Source organism: Microbacterium sp., assembly GCF_017305435.1.
Classification (GTDB): domain Bacteria; phylum Actinomycetota; class Actinomycetes; order Actinomycetales; family Microbacteriaceae; genus Microbacterium.
In genome coordinates this window covers 301,880-319,890 of the sequence record NZ_JAFKIP010000003.1, presented here as the reverse complement: position 1 = coordinate 319,890, position 18,011 = coordinate 301,880, and the positions used below count along the sequence as shown (strand labels likewise).

Genomic DNA, 18,011 nt, shown 5'->3' with positions numbered 1-18,011 from the left:
AGGGGGATAGCGTGGGGGTGTGGATGCACCTGACCCGCGCCCGAGCCTCGACCCCGCCACCGCCGAGATCCGCCGTGCCGTGCGCGGAGCGCTCGCTACGGTCGACGGGCCGATCCTCGTGGGCCTTTCCGGCGGGGCCGACTCCCTCGCGCTCGCCGCGGCGGTCGCGTTCGAGGCCCCGAAGGCGGGTCTCGCCGCACGCGCCGTCGTCATCGACCACGGCCTGCAGCCCGGGTCGGACACCGTCGCCGCCCGCGCCGTCGCCGCGGCGCACCAGCTGGGGCTGGACGCGCACGCCGTGCGCGTCCAGGTCGCGCCGCCCACGGAGGGCGGCGGGCCGGAGGCCGCCGCCCGCGATGCCCGCCGCGCCGCGCTCCTGGACGCCGCCCGCGACGCGGGCGCCGTCGCGCTCCTTCTCGCTCACACGCTCGACGATCAGGCCGAGACCGTGCTGATCGGCCTCGCCCGCGGGTCGGGCGCGGCGAGCCTCGGCGGCATGGAACCCGACCGCATCGAGGAAGGCACCCGCATCCTCCGCCCCCTGCTCGGGGTGCACCGCGCGATCACCCGCGCCGCATGCGCCGCGCAGGGGCTCCCCGTCTGGGAGGATCCGCACAACCTCGACCGCCGCTTCCTGCGCGTCCGCATCCGTCAGGACGTCATGCCGGTCCTCGAGGCGGAACTCGGCCCCGGCATCGCCGACGCCCTCGCCCGGACGAGCGACCAGCTGCGCGAGGATGCCGCGGCCTTCGCCGACATGATCGACGAGACCATCGAGGACATCGTCGAGCACGTCGAAGCGGGCATCGCGATCTCGGTGCCGGCACTCGCCGCCAACCCTCCGGCCCTCCGCCACCGCATCATCCGGCACGTCGTGGCCAGCGAGTTCGGAGTCTCGTTGACGCGCAGTCAGACCCTCGAGGTGGCGCGTCTGGTCACCGACTGGCGCGGACAGGGCCCCATCGACCTGCCCGGATGCCGCGCGCAGCGCATCGGCGCGCGCCTCGCCTTCACCGCGTCCTGACGACTGTGGGCGTGCGGCCCCTACTTGTTGTTGCCGCCGAGGAGGCCCCCGAGCAGTCCGCCGATGTCGAAGCCGCCCCCGGCCTTGGGCGATGCCCCGCCGCCCAGCAGCCCGCCGATGAGGTCGCCGATCCCGCCGCCGGACCCCTGAGCGTCCTGCGCCGCGCCCGACTGCTGGGACTTCTGTCCGGAAGCCAGCATGCCCATCACGACCGGCGCGAGCATCGGCAGGAGCTTTCCGAAGTCGATCCCGGCGGTCTGGGTGTCCTGCGTGAGCGTCTGCGCGACCTCCTGCTCCTTGCCGCCGAAGACGTGCTGCAGGATCTTCTGACCGTCGGCGGTGTCGACATCGTCGACGGATGCCGGGACCGTCGCATCGGCGTGCTTGCCGAGGGCGGCTTCGATCGCCGCCGAGCCGCCGGCCGTCGCCGCGTTCTGCTGCAGACCGCTCAGGATCGCGCCGCCGCCCTGCGTCACCGCTTCCTTCGCGGTCGCCGGGTCGACGCCGAGCTTCGACGCGATCTCGTCGATCGGCAGTGCAGCGAGAATGTCATCGAGTCCAGCCATGGCCGGCTCCCTCCGCTCGTGCCGGGCACCATCGCCCGAACAGCGCCAGCCTATTGCCGCCCGCTCCGTCGGCGGCAGTGCCGAATGCCTAGAATCGATGCATGCGCGCCGCCGAGATCTCGGATCAGCTGACCACCGTCCTCGTCACGGAGGAGCAGATCCACGCGAAGCTCGATGAGCTGGCCCGCGAGGTCGAGCGCGACTACGCCGGCAAGGACCTCCTCCTCGTCGGCGTGCTCAAGGGCGCGGTCATGGTCATGGCCGACTTCGCACGTCGCCTCGCACGCGACGTCACGATGGACTGGATGGCGGTCTCCTCCTACGGCGCCGGCACCAAGTCGAGCGGTGTCGTCCAGATCCGCAAGGACCTCGACACCGACCTCACCGGCAGGCACGTGCTCATCGTCGAGGACATCATCGACTCCGGTCTGACCTTGAGCTGGCTGCTCGAGAACTTCGCGGCCCGCGGCGCGGCATCCATCGAGATCCTCGCGCTCCTGCGCAAGCCGGAGGCGGCCAAGGTCGAGATCGATTCCCGCTACGTCGGCTTCGACATCCCGACCGAGTTCGTCGTCGGGTACGGCCTCGACTACGACGAGCGCTACCGCAACCTCCGGGACGTCGCGGTGCTCGCCCCGCACGTCTACGCCTGACCCATTCCGCCGTGGGCGAATGCACAGTCACGCCATAGTGAGCGCGGGGTAGCCTGAGCGGACCATGGATTTCAAGAAGCTCACGCGCAACCCGTTCGTGTACGTGCTGCTCATCGGCGCCCTGCTCGTCCTCGGCGTCTCGCTCATCACGTCGCTGACCGGCGCCAAGCAGGTGACGACCCAGGAGGGCCTGACGCTCCTCAAGGGAGGCTCCGTCACCGAGGTGACGACCACCGACGGCGACCAGCGCGTGGACCTGACGCTCTCCAAGCCCTTCGAGGGCGCGACGCAGGTGCAGTTCTACTACGTGGGCGCGCGTGCCGGTGAGGTCGTCTCGGCGATCGAGGCCGCGAACCCCTCCGACGGCTTCAACGACGTCGTGCCGCGCACGACCTTCTTCGAGAGCATGATCTCGCTCCTGCTGCCGCTGCTGCTGCTGGGCCTGCTGTTCTGGTTCTTCTTCTCCGCCGCGCAGGGCGGCAACAGCAAGGTCATGCAGTTCGGCAAATCGCGCGCGAAGCTCGTGACGAAGGAGACACCGACGGTCACCTTCGACGACGTCGCCGGCGCCGACGAGGCGATCGAAGAGATGCAGGAGATCAAGGACTTCCTGAAGGACCCGGCGAAGTTCCAGGCCGTGGGCGCCCGCATCCCGAAGGGCGTGCTGCTGTACGGCCCTCCCGGAACGGGCAAGACCCTGCTCGCGCGCGCCGTCGCCGGCGAGGCGGGCGTGCCGTTCTACTCGATCTCGGGCTCCGACTTCGTGGAGATGTTCGTCGGCGTCGGCGCGAGCCGCGTGCGCGACCTCTTCACGCAGGCCAAGGAGAACGCCCCCGCGATCATCTTCATCGACGAGATCGACGCCGTCGGGCGCCACCGCGGCGCGGGCATGGGCGGCGGTCACGACGAGCGCGAGCAGACGCTCAACCAGATGCTCGTCGAGATGGACGGGTTCGACCCGAAGGTCTCGGTGCTCGTCATCGCCGCGACGAACCGCCCCGACATCCTCGACCCCGCGCTCCTGCGCCCGGGCCGCTTCGACCGCCAGATCGGTGTCGACGCCCCTGACCTCAAGGGCCGCCAGAAGATCCTCGAGGTGCACGGCCGCGGCAAGCCGCTGTCGCCCTCCGTCGACCTCTCCGTCGTCGCGCGCAAGACGCCCGGCTTCACGGGCGCCGACCTCGCGAACGTCCTCAACGAGGCGGCCCTCCTGACGGCGCGCTCGAATGCGCAGCTCATCGACATGCGCGCCCTCGACGAGGCGATCGACCGTGTCATCGCGGGCCCGCAGCGTCGCACGCGCGTCATGAGGGACAAGGAGAAGCTCATCACGGCCTACCACGAGGGCGGCCACGCCCTCGCCGCCGCGGCGATGAACAACACCGACCCTGTGACGAAGGTCACGATCCTCCCGCGCGGCAAGGCGCTCGGCTACACGATGGTGCTGCCCCTCGAGGACAAGTACTCCGTCACCCGCAACGAACTGCAGGATCAGCTCACGTACGCGATGGGCGGCCGCGTCGCGGAGGAGATCGTCTTCCACGACCCGACGACCGGGGCCTCCAACGACATCGAGAAGGCGACCTCGATCGCCCGCAAGATGGTGACCGAGTACGGCATGACGACCGAGGTCGGCCCCGTCAAGCTCGGCCAGTCGTCCGGTGAGGTGTTCATGGGCCGCGACATGGGCCACGGCCGCGACTTCTCGGAGCGCATCGCCGAGCGCGTCGATCAGCAGGTACGCCTGCTCATCGAGCAGGCCCACAACGAGGCCTACCAGGTGATCAACGACAACCGCGACGTGCTCGACCGCCTCGCGCTGGCGCTCCTCGAGAAGGAGACGCTCGACCACCTCGAGCTCGCCGAGATCTTCACCGATGTCAAGAAGCTGCCGCCGCGCCCGCAGTGGCTCTCCAGCCAGGAGCGCCCCGTGTCGTCGCTGCCGCCCGTCGAGGTGCCGCGTCGGCAGGATGCCGGGCTCGCGGCATCCACGTCGGCCGAAGCCGCCTCGGCTCGGGCCGCGACGGACGCGGCTCCGGCCCACCGCCCGGCCGGTCAGGCCCGCCCGGCGACCGCCTGAGGGCCCGACCGCCTAGGCTCGGAAAAGTGCCTGTCGATCGAGAACGCGTCGCCGCCGCGGTGCGCGAGATCCTCGCGGCGATCGGAGAGGATCCCCATCGCCCGGGGCTGAAGGCGACCCCGCAGCGCGTCGCCGACGCGTACGCGGAGTTCTTCGCCGGCGTCGGCGAGGATGCCGCGGCCCCCCTCGCGCACACGATCTCGGTCTCGCGCGGGCCCGCCCCCGACACGCTCCCGTCGGGTGCCGTCCTGCTGCGCGACATCCGGTTCCGCTCGGTCTGCGAGCACCATCTGCTGCCGTTCGCCGGGCGCGCGCACATCGCGTATCTGCCGGGCGAGCAGGTCGTCGGGCTCGGGGCGCTGCCGAAGGTCGTCGAGATCCTCGCCGCGCGCCCCCAGGTGCAGGAGCGGCTCGGCGAGCAGATCGCCGACACGATCGCCGGCGCTCTCGATGCGCGCGGGGTCGTGGTCGTCCTCGACGCACGCCACGAATGCGTCACGATGCGCGGCGGCCGCCAGCCGGATGCTGCGACGGTCACGATCGCGGCCCGCGGCGATCTCGCGGAGCCCGCCGCCCGCGCCGAGATCATGATGCTGGTGGCCGGCGTGAGTGAAGCGGGGCGCTGAGATGACCCTCGTGATGGGCATCGTCAACGTCACTCCGGACTCCTTCAGCGACGGGGGACGCTACCTCGACGCGGAGGCCGCGATCGCCCACGGGCGGGCGCTCCGCGCGGCCGGAGCGGACCTCCTCGACGTCGGCGGCGAGTCGACCCGGCCGGGCGCGCAGCGCATCGATCCCCTTCGCGAAAGCGAACGGGTCCTGCCCGTCATCGCGGCGCTCGCCGGCGACGGCGCGATCGTGAGCGTCGACACGATGAACGCCTCGACGGCGATCGCCGCGGTGGATGCCGGGGCGCGCATCGTCAACGACGTGTCGGGCGGGCTCGCAGACCCCGGGATGCTCGCCGCTGTCGCGGCATCCGGCGCCGATGTCGTGCTGCAGCACTGGCGGGGCCCTTCGGACGACATGTACGCCCAGGCGGAGTACGGCGATGTCGAGGCCGAGCTCGCCGCCGAGCTCGAGGAGCGCATGGCTGCCGCCGGTCGGGCGGGGATCTCGCCCGACCGGGTGATCCTCGATCCGGGCATCGGGTTCGGCAAGCGCGGCGACCAGAACTGGCAGACGCTCCGCGGCCTCGAGAGGATCGTCGCGATCGGGCCGCGCGTGCTCGTCGGCACGAGCCGCAAGAGGTTCCTCGCCGAGCTGCTCGCGACCGGCGTGCCGGCAGAGGTCACCGAGGCCCGTCGCGACCTCGCGACCGCGGTGACGAGTGTGCTCGCGGCCCGCGCCGGAGCATGGGCGGTGCGCGTGCACGACGTCGCTGCGACGCGCGACGCGCTCGCCGTCGCGCGGGCGTGGGAACGGGGAGGAGCCTGAGATGGACGTTCTGGACGAGATCACACTCACCGGCGTGCGCGCCTTCGGCTACCACGGCGTCTACCCCGACGAGCGCCGGGAGGGTCAGGAGTTCGTCGTCGACGCGACGATGTACCTGAGTACGGCGCGCGCGGCGGCATCCGACGACGTCGCCGACACGATCCACTACGGCGAGGTCGCCGAACGCATCGTCGCGCTCGTCGCGGGGGAGCCCGTCAACCTCCTCGAGACGCTCGCGGCACGCCTCGCCGATGACCTGCTCGCCCGCGACGCGGTGCGCAGGGTGACGATCACGGTGCACAAGCCGCAGGCGCCCATCGCGGTGCCCTTCGGCGACGTCGCGGTGACGATCCGCCGCGCGCGCACCGACGCCGCTCCGAGCGTCCGGACGGGAGAGGGCCGATGAACCGCCGACTCGCGCAGGGCTACCAGGGCGATGCGCACGCGTCGACGCGCCCCGAGACCGTCGCCGTCGTCGCCCTGGGGGCGAACCTCGGCGATCGCGCCGCGACGATCGACGAGGCGCTCCGCGATCTCGGACGGATGCCGCTGACGACCGAGGTGCGCGCTGCGGCGCCCGTCGAGTCCGTCGCGGTGAAGCCCGACGGCCCGGATGCCGAGGCCCCCGCCTACCTCAACACGGTCGCCCTCGTGACGACGCGCCTCGCGCCGAGCGTGCTGCTCTCCTACCTGCATGCGATCGAGGCGCGGCACGGCCGTGAGCGGCGCGAGCGCTGGGGTGATCGCACGCTCGATCTCGACCTCATCGCGTACGGCGACGTGCGCAGCGCCGACCCCGCGCTCCTGCTGCCGCATCCGCGCGCCGCCGAGCGCGACTTCGTGCTGGGCCCGTGGCTCGTCGTCGACCCGGATGCCGTGCTGCCGGGCGCTGGCCGCGTGGACGAGCTGCTGGCGGCGCTGCGAGGCCGCGGGGCAGCCGGCGACGCGAACGAGCAGACGGGAGGGCGAGCGTGAAGCGCACCGGCACGGGCGTGCTCGTCGTCGCGGCTGTCGTCGGCGCCGTCGTCGGCTTCCTCGTCGATCAGCTGCTCACGGGCGCCGGACGGGCGACCTTCACGCCGTCGCTCCTCCTCCCCGTGCTCCTCATCCTCCTCGGGGCCGCCGACATCGCCCTCGCCCTGCCGATCCGCCGCTCGGTCACGGGCGCCGATCCGCGACCGGTCGACCCGTTCCGCGCCGTGCGTGTCGCGATGCTCGCGAAGGCCTCGAGCATCGTGGGCGCCGTCATCGGGGGCATCGCGGTGGGCCTTCTCGTATTCCTGCTCACGCGGCCGGTGACCCCCGTAGGCTCGGTGGTGACGGTCGCGGCGACCCTCGTCGCCGCCGCGGTGCTGCTCGTGGCGGCCCTCGTCGCCGAGCATCTGTGCACCATCCGGAAGGACGACGATGACGAACAGCCCGGCCCCCCAGAGCCCGGACTCGGACTCTCCCATCACGACTGATCCGGTCGGATCCGCTCTCGACATCGACACCTACGACGCGCTCCTCGAGCCGCGCGGCGCCGCGCGACTGCCGCTGCGGCTCGCGGTCGGCGACGGGGTGTGGCACCAGATCTCGCGCCGGTATGTCACGGTGCAGCTGATCTCGACGGGTGCCTTCCTCGCGCTCGTCGTCGCCGTCGCACTCGTCCTCGCGCTCGTCCTGCACCAGACGTGGGTGTGGATCCCCGCCGGCGTCGTGATCCTCATCACCGTGTGGACCCTCGTCATCCTGCCGCGCCAGGCGCGCGCGTACGGCTACCAGCTGCGGGCCGACGATCTCGTGTTCCGCCGCGGCATCCTGTGGCAGCGGATGGTCGCCGTCCCCTACGGGCGGATGCAGCTCGTCGACATCACGCACGGGCCGCTCGACCGCGGCTTCGGCATCGCGCAGCTCAAGCTCGTCACGGCGGCCGCCGCGACCGGCGTCACGATCCCGGGGCTCAGCCAGGAGGCCGCGGAGAGCCTCCGGGACACCCTCATCGCCGTCGCCGAGACCCGTCGGACGGGGCTGTGAGCGACCCGGCGACGCCCGTCGGCGCGGGGGAGGCAGCCGCGCCTGCCGAGCCGGCTGCTCCGCTTTCGCCCCGCGCCGTCGCCGACGTCCGCTCGCCGCTGAGCGACGGCGAGTGGCATCGACTGCATCCGCTGACGCCCGTCCTGCGCGGCGGGCTCTTCCTCATCGTCGTCACCGGGTTCGTCATCGCGAACCTCCGCGATCGCATCGTCGCGTGGCTCCTTCCCGGATTCGACGACTGGGAGAGCTACCAGCAGGACCCGGTCGACTACGTCGTCACGAACAACCTGCTCCTCGTCGCGGGGCTCGTCGTCCTCGGCATCCTGCTCCTCCTCTTCGGCATCTTCTGGCTGTCGTGGCGCTTCCACACCTTCCGCATCACGGGCGACGACGTCGAGGTGCGCTCGGGGGTGTTCTTCCGCACGCACCGCCGTGCGCCGCTCGACCGCGTGCAGGGCGTCAACCTGACGCGCCCGATGGTCGCTCGTCTGCTGGGAGCCGCCAAGCTCGAGGTCGTCGGCGCGGGGGCGGATGCCGGGGTCAAGCTCGAGTACCTCTCCACCGCCAACGCGGAGGCAGTCCGCGCAGACATCCTGCGCCTCGCGTCGGGCCGTCGGCTGGCCGAGGCCCGCGCCGCCGAAGCGCGTGCGGGCGGCGCCACCGGCCGCACCCGGGCCGCCGCCGGTGTCGTGACGGCGGGGCTGTCGGGCCTCATCGACGGCGTGGATGCCGCGGACGACCTCGAACCGGCATCCGTCGTGCACATCCCGCCGGGGCGGCTCATCGCCGCGCATCTGCTCTCCGGCTCGACGCTGTGGCTCCTCGCGCTGATCATCGCGCTGATCGTCGGAGCGATCGTGGGGACGCCGTGGGTGCTGTTCGCGATCGTGCCTTCGCTGCTCGGTTTCGGGGCGTACTGGTTCCGGCGGATCACCCGGTCGCTGCGCTACTCGATCGCACCGACGCACGCGGGCGTGCGCGTCACGTTCGGCCTCTTCACGACGGTCACCGAGACGCTGCCACCCGGGCGCGTGCACGCCGTCGAGGTCTACCAGCCGGTGCTGTGGCGGCGGTTCGGCTGGTGGGCGATCCGCGTCAACCGGCTGTCCGGTCGGTCGGCGAACGACGCGCAGTCCCTGCAGCTCGCCGAGGTGCTGCCGGTCGGCACCCCCGCCGACGTCGAGCGCGTGCTGCGCCTCCTCCTGCCCGGGCTCTCGGACGAGGAGGTGGCGGGGCTGTTCGCACACGGGCTCCTCGGGTCTTCGCGGCGGAGCGATGACCCGTTCGCGACGACGCCGCGCCGCGCGCGCTGGCTGCGTCCGCTGTCGTGGCGGCGCAACGGCGCCCTGCTCGCTCCGCAGGCGCTCCTCCTCCGGCACGGTGTGCTGCGGCGGGCGCTCGTGATCCTGCCGCTCGCGCGCCTGCAGTCGGTGCGGATCAGTCAGGGCCCGGTCGATCGCCCGTTGCGGCTCGCCAATCTCACGGGGCATACGGTCCTCGGCCCCGTGTCGGGCACGCTCGGCGTGATCGATCGCGACGCCGCGCTGGCCGTCTGGGAGCGCACGGCGGATGCCGTCGTCGCGGCCTCCGCGGCCGACCGCTCGCACCGGTGGAGCGCGGTGGATGCCGAGGTGCCGTCCGGCCCCGCCGACTCCGGCCCGGCCGGCTCTGGTTCGGCCGACGAGCACGCACGGGAGGAGCTCTCGTGAGTCAGGCGAGCCGTCTCGGCGTCGGGCTCGTCGGTGCGGGCCGTGTGGGCCCCGTGATCGGCGCGGCGCTCGCGGGTGCGGGGCACGCCCTCACCGGGATCACCGCCGGCTCCGACCCCGATCGCGTCGAGGCCGTCCTTCCCGGAGTGCCCGTCCTCGCCGCCGACGAGATCGTCCGCCGCAGCGAGCTCGTGATCCTCGCCGTCCCGACGGCCGAGCTCGCGGGACTCGTGGCGGGTCTCGCCGAGCTCGGTGCATGGCAGCCGGGCCAGCTCGTGCTGCACACGTCCGCGGCGCACGGCACCGGGGTGCTCGCGCCGGCGGCATCCCGCGGCGCCATCCCGCTCGCCGTGCACCCGGCGATCACCTTCACGGGGACCTCGATCGATCTGCGGCAGCTGCGTGACGCCTTCGCCGCCGTCACCGCACCTCCCGCCGTGCTGCCGATCGCGCAGGCGCTCGCCGTCGAGCTCGGCTGCGAGCCGGTCGTCGTCGCCGAAGGCGATCGTGCCGTGTACGGCGAGGCGATCGCGACGGCGACCGAGTTCTCGGCATCCATCGTCGGCCAGGCGGCGCGGCTCTTGCGGGATGCGGGGGTGAGCGCGCCGGGGCGGTTCCTGACGCCGCTCGTGCACTCGACGGTCGACCGCGCGCTCGTCGAGGCGGGCGACGGGGCGCCGGAGGACGGCCTGGCACCTCGGTAGAATCGGGGCTATGACCGACGCCCCCGCCGTAGCGGACCCGACCGCCGACCTGCTCGCCGACGACGTCAGTGAGCAGAAGGCCGTGCGTCTCGTCAAGCGCGAGCGGCTGCTCGCCGAGCGGGTGGATACCGCGGGTGGCGCCTACCCCGTGAGCGTGCCCGTCACCGACACGATCGCGGCTCTGCGCGAGCGTTACGCCGACCTCGAGGCGGGCGCCGAGACCGGGGTGACGGCGTCGGTCGCGGGGCGCATCGTCTTCAGCCGCAACACCGGCAAGCTGTGCTTCGCGTCGCTGCAGTCGGGTGACGGTGCGCGCATCCAGGCGATGGTCTCGCTCGCCGAGGTGGGTGAGGAGTCGCTGCAGGCGTGGAAGGAGCTCGTCGACCTCGGCGACCACGTGTCGGTGACGGGCCAGGTGATCTCGAGCCGCCGCGGCGAGCTGTCGATCATGGTCTCGTCGTGGGCGATCGCCTCGAAGGCTCTGCTGCCGCTGCCGAATCTGCACTCCGAGCTGTCGGAGGAGACGCGCGTGCGCTCTCGGTTCCTCGATCTGATCGTGCGCGATCAGGCCCGCGAGACGGTCATCGCCCGCTCCAAGGTCAACGCGTCGCTGCGTCGCACGTTCGAAGGCCACGGGTTCCTCGAGGTGGAGACGCCCATGCTGCAGGTGCAGCACGGCGGGGCGGCGGCGCGGCCGTTCGTCACGCGGTCGAACGCGTTCGACGCCGACCTGTACCTGCGCATCGCTCCCGAGCTCTTCCTCAAGCGCGCCGTCGTGGGCGGCATCGACCGGGTCTTCGAGATCAACCGCAACTTCCGCAACGAGGGGGCCGACTCGACGCACAGCCCCGAGTTCGCGATGCTCGAGGCGTACGAGGCGTACAGCGACTATCACGGCATCGCCGACCTGACGCAGGAGCTCATCCAGAACGCGGCGATCGCCGTCGCCGGTTCGACGACCGTCACGTGGGCGGACGGCACGGCGTTCGATCTCGGCGGTCAGTGGGACCGCATCTCGATGTACGAGTCGCTGTCCGCGGCTGCAAGTCGCGCAATTGGCGGCGCTGCGCCGCTTCGCATCACGCCGGAGACCTCGCTTGCGGACTTGCAGGCGCTCGCCGCCGAGGTCGGGGTCGAGGTGCCCGAGAAGGTCGCGACGCACGGCAAGTACGTCGAAGAGCTGTGGGAGCACTTCGTCAAGGGCGGCCTCGAGCGCCCCACGTTCGTGATGGACTTCCCGCTGGACACCTCGCCGCTCGTGCGTGAGCACCGGACGATCCCGGGCGTCGTGGAGAAGTGGGACCTCTATGTGCGCGGCTTCGAGCTCGCAACGGGGTACTCCGAGCTCGTCGACCCCGTCATCCAGCGTGAGCGCTTCGTCGAGCAGGCGAAGCTCGCGGCGCGCGGCGATGACGAGGCGATGCGCGTCGACGAGGAGTTCCTGCGCGCGCTCGAGCACGGCATGCCCCCCACGGGCGGCATGGGCATGGGGATCGACCGGCTGCTCATGGCGATCACGGGCCTCGGCATCCGCGAGACCATCCTCTTCCCGCTCGTGAAGTAGCCCCGCGGTGGCGTTCTCGCTGTGGCTGACGCTGCTCGTCGCGTGTGTCGTGATCAGCTTCACGCCGGGGGCCGGCGCGATCAACACCATGGGCAACGCCCTCAACCACGGGTTCCGCCGCGCGATCTGGGGGATCCTCGGCCAGCAGGCCGCCCTCATCGTGCACATCGCCGTCGTCGCGCTCGGCGTCGGCGTGCTCGTCGCGTCGTCGCCCGTGCTCTTCAACGTCATCCGGTACGCCGGCGCGGCGTACCTCGCGTATCTCGGTCTGCGCCTGATCCTGCGGCGCCCCGCGCGCGAGGCGGAGGGCGTCGAAGCCTGGGACGACGGGAATGCCGGGGATGCCGAGGGGACGGCCGCTCCGACGGAGTCGCGCTGGTCGATGTTCCGTCGCGGCCTGTGGGTGAACCTGCTGAACCCGAAGGCCATCGTGTTCTTCCTCGCGTTCCTGCCGCAGTTCATCCGGCCCGCCGACCCGCTGCTGCCGCAGTACGCGACGGTCGCCGTGACCGCTGTCGCCGTCGACATCGCCGTCATGTGGGGCTTCTTCGCCGTCGCCGCGCACGGCTTCCGGCGGTTCACGCGCACCGCGCGCGGGCAGCGCACGATCGACGTGATCTTCGGCATCCTCTTCCTCGCCGTGGCTCTCCTCCTCGCTCTCCTGCACTGACGCGCTCGCGTCCCTCACCCCGCGCGGAACGCCCATTCGGGCAGGTGCCCGGCCTGCACGAAGGAGTGGACGATGTCGGCCAGGCCGTGGTGCGGGTCGATCGCGAGCGCGCTCCGTGCGTAGCGGTGCGCGTGCGACGACCGGCCGAGCGCCCACGAGAGCCACGCGCACACGGCGAGCGGACCGGGCCGGTGCTTCTTCGGCAGCAGCGCAGCGACCTCGCGCACGACCGCGAGCGCCGACTCCAGCCGCGCGCGGTCGGGTCGCGGCGCGTCCCCCCACATGACGAGCGCCAGGTCGACGGGATACTCCTCGCCGTCTTCCCAGCGGCGCTGCGCGTCGGAGGCGATGTCGCCGCCCGACTGATCGGTGGCCCACTGCACGAGCGCGATGTCGCGCAGGCCCGGTCGGCCGAGGCACCAGCCGAGCATCGCCGCGCGCATGGGCGACTCCGCCGGGCGCCAGGCGAGCGCATGCTCGAAGAGGGCCGGCAGGTCGTCGAGTTCGCACGCCGCCTCGAGTGCGCCGGGATCGATCCGGGGCGCCGCCCGCCCCATCGACGGGATGCCGCAGATCACCTCGAGCGCCGTCGTCAGCGACCGCATCGCGAGCCCCACCGCGCGTCGCGCCGGCTGCCCGACACGCGGCAGCACCGCTCCGGCGCTCTGGTCGCCCGTCGAGGCGCGCCGTCCGGAGCCGGCCAGCACCTCGGCATCCGCGTCGCGCGCACGCAGGTCGGCCAGGGCCCGACCGCCCGCAGGCAGGTCGGGGTCGTCGTGCGATCCCCAGCCGTCGGATGCCACGGTCAGCGCATCGAGCAGCCGCAGACCGCTCGCATCGGCGTGGAAGCTGACCGCGTCCATGACGGCGGCGCCGGGGAGCTGCGTCCCGCCCCCGATCGCGGCATCCGTGTACACGATCGCGACGAGCGCGTCGGCCTCGTCGACGCGGCAGATCATGCCGATCGCCGTCGATGCCACGGCGTCGACGCCGGGTTCGTCGGCGTCTTCCGGCGGCAGGTCGAGGCGCATCGCCCCGAGGCTGCGCCCCCGCGACATGGGGACGAGGACGAGGCTCTGCGTCGGCGTGAAGCCGCACAGTCCCGGGACGAGGGAGAGGAAGTGGGCCGCATCGGCGGCTTTGACGGTGATCGACATGGCACGAGGGTGCTCGCGCCGAGGAGCGCGTGGGAGCGGCGATGCCGGATCCGTGGACAGATCCGCGAAATCGCCGATTGTGGATAACTTCCGTACGATGGATGCCATGGACTCCTACTGGGCCGCCGTCATCTGGTCGCTGCTGCCGACCGTCGTCGTGCTCGGGCTGTTCATCTTCGTGCTGCGCTCGATCCTGCGGATGGATCGCACGGAGCGGCGCGCGTACTCGAAGATCGAGGCCGAGGAGCGCGCCAAGCGCGGACTCGCCCCGCAGGACGGCGACCAGCGCGCCGCGTGACCCTCACGCCCCACGCCGTGCGTGACGTGGGAGTCCGACCCGCCCGCTACGCTGAACCGACCGAATAACCCGGACGAACAGCCCGGACCCGACGACGGGGAGCACGCGTGGAACAAACGGGGTGGGCACTCGTCTGGGTGATCCTCGTCTTCGTCACCGACGTGACCGTGCGCATCCTCGCCGTCATCTTCGTGCCGCGGAACCGTCGCCCCACGGCGGCGATGGCGTGGCTGCTCGCGATCTACTTCATCCCGATCGTCGGCGTGCTGCTCTTCCTCCTGATCGGCAACCCGCGCCTGCCGCGCAAGCGCCGCCGCAAGCAGGAGGTCATCAACGAGAGCATCCGGACGATGAGTCACGGGCTCGACCTCGGGACGCTCCGCCCGAACGCTCCCGAGTGGTTCCGCGCGACGGTGCGGCTGAACCGCAATCTCGGCGCCATGCCCATCTCGGGCGACAACGGTGCGACGCTCATCTCGGGCTATCAGGACTCGATCGACGCCATGGCGTCCGCCATCCGTGAAGCGACCGAGTACGTCCACGTCGAGTTCTACATCCTGCAGGCGGATGCCACGACCGACGGGTTCTTCGCCGCGATGGAGGAGGCGGCCGCGCGCGGAGTGAAGGTGCGCGTGCTGCTCGACCACTGGGCCAACCGCGGCAAACCGTTCTACAAGCAGACGCTGAAGCGGCTGACCGACATGGGTGCCGACTGGCATCTGATGCTGCCCGTGCAGCCGTTCCGGGGCGCGTACACGCGCCCCGATCTGCGCAATCACCGCAAGCTCCTCGTCGTCGACGGAAACGTCGCGTTCACGGGGTCGCAGAACGTGACCGACTCGACGTACAACCTGAAGAAGAACATCCGGCGCGGCCTGCACTGGGTCGACATGATGACGCGCGTGGACGGGCCGGTCGTGGCATCCATCAACGCCGTCTTCCTCAGCGACTGGTACAGCGAGACCGACGAGATCGTCGATGACATCGAGCTGTTCCACGTACGGCCGGGAACGGGCGATCTCGACTGTCAGATCATCCCCTCGGGGCCGGGCTTCGAGTATCAGAACAACCTCAAGCTCTTCATGTCGCTGCTGTTCGCAGCGCAGAAGAAGCTCATCATCGTCTCGCCCTACTTCGTGCCCGATGAGGGGCTGCTCCTCGCGATCCAGACGGCCTGTCAGCGCGGCGTGCACGTCGAGCTGTTCGTCTCCGAGGAGGGCGACCAGGCGATGGTCTATCACGCACAGCGCAGCTACTACGAGGCGCTGCTGCGCGGCGGCGTGAAGATCTTCATGTACCGGAAGCCCTTCATCCTGCACTCGAAGTCGATGTCGGTCGACGACGACGTCGCCGTCATCGGCTCGAGCAATATGGACATGCGCTCTTTCGGTCTGAACCTCGAGATCTCGCTGCTCGTGCGCGGTGAGGAGTATGTGCAGCAGCTGCGCCGTGTCGAGGACGAGTACCGCGCCCTCAGCCGGGAGCTCACGCTCGAGGAGTGGATGAGGCAGCCGCTGCGCTCGACCGTGCTCGACAACCTCGCGCGGCTGACGTCCTCGCTGCAGTGAGACGATCCGGTCCGCCGCGACACTGTTGGACTGGATGCCGCTCGACGTGGCGTCCGCGCACTCGATTACGCAAGGATGACACCATGACCACGGCACGCCGCACTTCGTCCCTTCTCGCCCTGCTCGGCGCGGGAGCCCTGCTCCTGGCCGGATGCGCCTCGGGGGCGGCGACTCCCGCTTCGAGCGGCAGTGCGAGCGAGACGCCGATCGGCGGCGAGATCCGCACCGAGGCCGGATGGCTCGACGGCGGGCGCTTCATCGGCATCGTGACCGACGGCTCCTCGACCTGCATCCCCACGGCGACGGATGCCACGGTCCAGGCCGACGGCACCCTCGCCGTCACTCTCGACAACGGCCCCGCCGACAAGGCCTGCACCGCGGACATGGCACCGCGCGTGAGCCTCGTGGCCGTGCCCGAGGGCGTCGACCCCACGAAGGATCTCGACATCGTCATCACGATGGCGCAGGGTGGCCGAGGAGACACCGACCTCGACGGCCTCGACCCGTCGCAGGTGAAGACGGGCGAGACCGATTATCTGCCGTCCGCCGGGTGGGTGGATGACGACCAGATCGCGATCCTGACGTGGGGCTCGTCCTCGTGTGCACCGGTCGTGAGCGCTGTCACGGCGGACGGCCCCAAGAACGTCGCGGTGACCTTCGCCGATCTCGGCGACAAGCCCTGCACGATGGACATGGCGCCGCGCGCGACGCTCGTGTCGGTCGTGGGTCTCGGCGTCGACGACGACGGCACGACGGTGACGCTCTCGGGCGGCGACGCTCAGTTCGCGACGCCCGTCGCGGTCGCCGTCATCGGCTGACGCCCGGGATTCGTCGGCGCAGATCGTCGTCACGATCACGATCGTCGGCGCAGATCGTCGCCATCTCAGTGAATAGCGACGATCTGCGCCGACGTTTTGCGCGTGCGCGCAGAGCGCATCCAGGTCCGCGCGCGACCGGCACGTGCGTGCGGTGGTCCACTTCAGGTCCGCCCCGATCAACTTTCGCCCCTCTTCTGCTGCGCATCATCGTTACGGCACCACTGCCGGTGCCGGTGACGAAGGAGTTGCGTGGCGATGATGCACGAGTCCGCGGTCGAGCTGTCGCGCCGCATCCGAACGGGTGAGCTGACGGCGACCGAGCTGATGACGGAGGCGATCCGCGCCGCCGACGCGGTCGACCCCCAGATCAACGCGCTCATCTGGCGCGACGACGAGGCGTCCCTCCGGGATGCCGCGGCCGCCGACGCCGAGCTCGCCGCGGGCATCGGGGTGGGGCCCTTCCACGGCATCCCCCTGCCGATCAAGGAGCTCACGTGGGTCGCCGGCCAGCCGGGGACGTTCGGTTCGCGCGGAGTCAGCGATGCCCCGCGCCCGGTCAGCGATCTCGTCGTGGATCGGTTCCGTGACGCGGGCTTCGTGCTCTTCGGCCGCAGCAACTCTCCCGAGGCCGGCCCCATGTCGGTCACGGAGAACTCCCGGTTCGGGGTCACCCGCAACCCGTGGAACGTCGACCGCTCCCCGGCGGGCTCCTCCGGCGGCGCGGCGGCCGCGGTGGCGGCGGGGATCGTCCCGGTCGCCCACGCGACGGACGGCGGCGGGTCGATCCGCATGCCCGCATCGGCGACGGGGCTCGTCGGCCTGAAGCCCTCCCGCGGACGCGTCCCGGCGCGCGTTCCCATGTGGGAGCACTCGATCGTGGAAGGCGTCATCACGAGGCACATCGAGGACACGGCGGCCATCCTGGACGCGATCTCGGCTCCCGATCCCACTCTTCCCTACGCCGCGCCGCGCCCGCCGCGCCCGTTCGCCGACGAGGTCGGCCTCGATGGCCCGCGCCTGCGCATCGGTCTCCTCCTCGACGCGCCGAGCGGAGTGCCGGTCGACCCGGAGTGCCGGGCCGCCGCCGAGGACCTGGCACGCGCCCTCGAGCACCTGGGTCACACGGTCGAACCCGTCCGTCCCCTCCTGCACTCCTGGGAGGCGGTGCTCGGCTTCGTCGACGTCATCATCAACTCCTGGCTGTGGACCACGCCGTACGAGGATGCCGAGCTCGCCGAGCCCTACATCCGCGCCCGGAGGGAGCGCGCCCGCGCCCACACCGGCGGTGATTACGCGCTCGCCGCGATGCGCCTCTACAGCGAGAACGTCGACATCCTCGCCCAGTGGGGGCGCGACTTCGACGTCCTCCTGACGCCGACCATGGCGACCACCCCGCCCCCGGTCGGTGTCGTGCTCGCCGAGGCGAACGCGGCGTTCGACGGGCCCCGGCTCACGGAGAACCAGATGATCGCGTTCACCGCGTTCGCCAACATCACCGGGCAGCCCGCGATCTCCCTCCCCGTGCGCATGAGCGCGGCCGGCCTGCCGGTGGGTGCCCAGCTGATCGGGCGACCCTTCGGCGAGGGAGAGCTGATCCGCCTCGCGGCGTCGGTCCAGGAGCACTTCGGCTGGACTCGCCGCCATCCCGCCGTCGCCGGCGTCGCCGGCTGACCATCCCTCGCACGACATCCCTGCACAGACCCGAACACACCGCACGAACACACCGCACACCCGAAGGAGAACC

General features: G+C 71.5%; 19 protein-coding genes. 17 read left to right on the top strand and 2 right to left on the bottom strand.

The genetic code is table 11. From position 1 onward, the window contains the following. Positions 1-19 precede the first annotated feature (19 nt). Entirely contained in the window at positions 20-1,024 is a 1,005-nt protein-coding gene (gene tilS / locus J0I43_RS04855) for a tRNA lysidine(34) synthetase TilS (RefSeq protein WP_292859905.1), read from the top strand. 20 nt (positions 1,025-1,044) lie between these two features. Here the strand turns inward: tilS and J0I43_RS04850 are convergent, their stop codons facing one another. Then, complete coding sequence (locus J0I43_RS04850; RefSeq protein ID WP_292859902.1) at positions 1,045-1,590, bottom strand: DUF937 domain-containing protein; 546 nt, start codon at positions 1,588-1,590, stop codon at positions 1,045-1,047. A gap of 101 nt (positions 1,591-1,691) precedes the next feature. Here J0I43_RS04850 and hpt point away from each other — a divergent pair, with 101 nt between their 5' ends. The 12 genes from hpt to J0I43_RS04790 all read left to right on the top strand — a co-directional run bounded on the left by hpt (position 1,692) and on the right by J0I43_RS04790 (position 12,426). Further along, positions 1,692-2,243 (top strand): hypoxanthine phosphoribosyltransferase, encoded by a 552-nt coding sequence (gene hpt, locus J0I43_RS04845; RefSeq protein ID WP_292859899.1) that lies wholly within the window; start codon positions 1,692-1,694, stop codon positions 2,241-2,243. 64 nt (positions 2,244-2,307) lie between these two features. Then, entirely contained in the window at positions 2,308-4,323 is a 2,016-nt protein-coding gene (gene ftsH / locus J0I43_RS04840; protein ID WP_292859896.1) for an ATP-dependent zinc metalloprotease FtsH, read from the top strand. Between the two features lie 26 nt (positions 4,324-4,349). Next, positions 4,350-4,949 (top strand): GTP cyclohydrolase I, encoded by a 600-nt coding sequence (gene folE / locus J0I43_RS04835; protein WP_292859893.1) that lies wholly within the window; start codon positions 4,350-4,352, stop codon positions 4,947-4,949. 1 nt (position 4,950) lies between these two features. Beyond that, complete coding sequence (folP, locus tag J0I43_RS04830; protein WP_292859890.1) at positions 4,951-5,763, top strand: dihydropteroate synthase; 813 nt, start codon at positions 4,951-4,953, stop codon at positions 5,761-5,763. A gap of 1 nt (position 5,764) precedes the next feature. Then, positions 5,765-6,169: a dihydroneopterin aldolase gene (gene folB / locus J0I43_RS04825; RefSeq protein WP_292859886.1), complete on the top strand. Its 405-nt coding sequence runs from the start codon at positions 5,765-5,767 to the stop codon at positions 6,167-6,169. Then, the gene (gene folK / locus J0I43_RS04820; RefSeq protein WP_292859883.1) at positions 6,166-6,738 is read left to right on the top strand and encodes a 2-amino-4-hydroxy-6-hydroxymethyldihydropteridine diphosphokinase; all 573 of its coding nucleotides are present in this window, start codon (positions 6,166-6,168) and stop codon (positions 6,736-6,738) included. Before folB ends, folK begins: the two co-directional genes overlap by 4 nt. Next, positions 6,735-7,226 carry a DUF3180 domain-containing protein gene (locus tag J0I43_RS04815; RefSeq protein ID WP_292859880.1) on the top strand — a complete coding sequence of 164 codons (492 nt, stop codon included), beginning with the start codon at positions 6,735-6,737 and terminating at the stop codon, positions 7,224-7,226. The genes folK and J0I43_RS04815 overlap by 4 nt, the downstream gene beginning before the upstream one ends. Continuing rightward, positions 7,171-7,779: a PH domain-containing protein gene (locus tag J0I43_RS04810; RefSeq protein WP_292859877.1), complete on the top strand. Its 609-nt coding sequence runs from the start codon at positions 7,171-7,173 to the stop codon at positions 7,777-7,779. The genes J0I43_RS04815 and J0I43_RS04810 overlap by 56 nt, the downstream gene beginning before the upstream one ends. Beyond that, a complete protein-coding gene (locus tag J0I43_RS04805) occupies positions 7,776-9,488 on the top strand; it encodes a PH domain-containing protein (protein WP_367267541.1) in 1,713 nt (570 codons plus the stop codon). The genes J0I43_RS04810 and J0I43_RS04805 overlap by 4 nt, the downstream gene beginning before the upstream one ends. Further along, entirely contained in the window at positions 9,485-10,192 is a 708-nt protein-coding gene (locus J0I43_RS04800) for a Rossmann-like and DUF2520 domain-containing protein (RefSeq protein WP_292859874.1), read from the top strand. The genes J0I43_RS04805 and J0I43_RS04800 overlap by 4 nt, the downstream gene beginning before the upstream one ends. Positions 10,193-10,202: 10 nt before the next feature. Further along, positions 10,203-11,756 (top strand): lysine--tRNA ligase, encoded by a 1,554-nt coding sequence (lysS, locus tag J0I43_RS04795; protein ID WP_292859871.1) that lies wholly within the window; start codon positions 10,203-10,205, stop codon positions 11,754-11,756. A 7-nt stretch (positions 11,757-11,763) separates the two neighbouring features. Further along, a complete protein-coding gene (locus J0I43_RS04790; protein ID WP_292859868.1) occupies positions 11,764-12,426 on the top strand; it encodes a LysE family transporter in 663 nt (220 codons plus the stop codon). A 14-nt stretch (positions 12,427-12,440) separates the two neighbouring features. Here J0I43_RS04790 and J0I43_RS04785 read toward each other — a convergent pair whose 3' ends face one another. Continuing rightward, positions 12,441-13,583 carry a DUF4192 family protein gene (locus tag J0I43_RS04785; protein ID WP_292859865.1) on the bottom strand — a complete coding sequence of 381 codons (1,143 nt, stop codon included), beginning with the start codon at positions 13,581-13,583 and terminating at the stop codon, positions 12,441-12,443. Between the two features lie 106 nt (positions 13,584-13,689). On the opposite strand from J0I43_RS04785, the gene J0I43_RS04780 reads away from it, so the two are divergent. The 4 genes from J0I43_RS04780 (at position 13,690) to J0I43_RS04765 (ending at position 17,938) form a co-directional block, all read left to right on the top strand. After that, a complete protein-coding gene (locus J0I43_RS04780) occupies positions 13,690-13,881 on the top strand; it encodes a hypothetical protein (RefSeq protein ID WP_292859862.1) in 192 nt (63 codons plus the stop codon). A gap of 107 nt (positions 13,882-13,988) precedes the next feature. Beyond that, the gene (gene cls / locus J0I43_RS04775) at positions 13,989-15,449 is read left to right on the top strand and encodes a cardiolipin synthase (RefSeq protein ID WP_292859859.1); all 1,461 of its coding nucleotides are present in this window, start codon (positions 13,989-13,991) and stop codon (positions 15,447-15,449) included. Between the two features lie 83 nt (positions 15,450-15,532). After that, the gene (locus J0I43_RS04770; protein WP_292859856.1) at positions 15,533-16,267 is read left to right on the top strand and encodes a hypothetical protein; all 735 of its coding nucleotides are present in this window, start codon (positions 15,533-15,535) and stop codon (positions 16,265-16,267) included. A gap of 255 nt (positions 16,268-16,522) precedes the next feature. Continuing rightward, positions 16,523-17,938, top strand: a complete 1,416-nt coding sequence (locus J0I43_RS04765) for an amidase (RefSeq protein ID WP_292860594.1) — start codon at positions 16,523-16,525, stop codon at positions 17,936-17,938. Positions 17,939-18,011: the final 73 nt, after the last annotated feature.

What these genes read in the sequence shown, in the direction of transcription:
- J0I43_RS04850 (WP_292859902.1), bottom strand. Translation starts at nt 1,590, where the DNA reads ATGGCTGGACTCGATGACATTCTCGCTGCACTGCCGATCGACGAGATC.
- hpt (WP_292859899.1), top strand. Translation starts at nt 1,692, where the DNA reads ATGCGCGCCGCCGAGATCTCGGATCAGCTGACCACCGTCCTCGTCACG.
- ftsH (WP_292859896.1), top strand. Translation starts at nt 2,308, where the DNA reads ATGGATTTCAAGAAGCTCACGCGCAACCCGTTCGTGTACGTGCTGCTC.
- folP (WP_292859890.1), top strand. Translation starts at nt 4,951, where the DNA reads ATGACCCTCGTGATGGGCATCGTCAACGTCACTCCGGACTCCTTCAGC.
- folB (WP_292859886.1), top strand. Translation starts at nt 5,765, where the DNA reads ATGGACGTTCTGGACGAGATCACACTCACCGGCGTGCGCGCCTTCGGC.
- folK (WP_292859883.1), top strand. Translation starts at nt 6,166, where the DNA reads ATGAACCGCCGACTCGCGCAGGGCTACCAGGGCGATGCGCACGCGTCG.
- J0I43_RS04810 (WP_292859877.1), top strand. Translation starts at nt 7,171, where the DNA reads ATGACGAACAGCCCGGCCCCCCAGAGCCCGGACTCGGACTCTCCCATC.
- lysS (WP_292859871.1), top strand. Translation starts at nt 10,203, where the DNA reads ATGACCGACGCCCCCGCCGTAGCGGACCCGACCGCCGACCTGCTCGCC.
- J0I43_RS04785 (WP_292859865.1), bottom strand. Translation starts at nt 13,583, where the DNA reads ATGTCGATCACCGTCAAAGCCGCCGATGCGGCCCACTTCCTCTCCCTC.
- J0I43_RS04780 (WP_292859862.1), top strand. Translation starts at nt 13,690, where the DNA reads ATGGACTCCTACTGGGCCGCCGTCATCTGGTCGCTGCTGCCGACCGTC.
- J0I43_RS04770 (WP_292859856.1), top strand. Translation starts at nt 15,533, where the DNA reads ATGACCACGGCACGCCGCACTTCGTCCCTTCTCGCCCTGCTCGGCGCG.
- J0I43_RS04765 (WP_292860594.1), top strand. Translation starts at nt 16,523, where the DNA reads ATGATGCACGAGTCCGCGGTCGAGCTGTCGCGCCGCATCCGAACGGGT.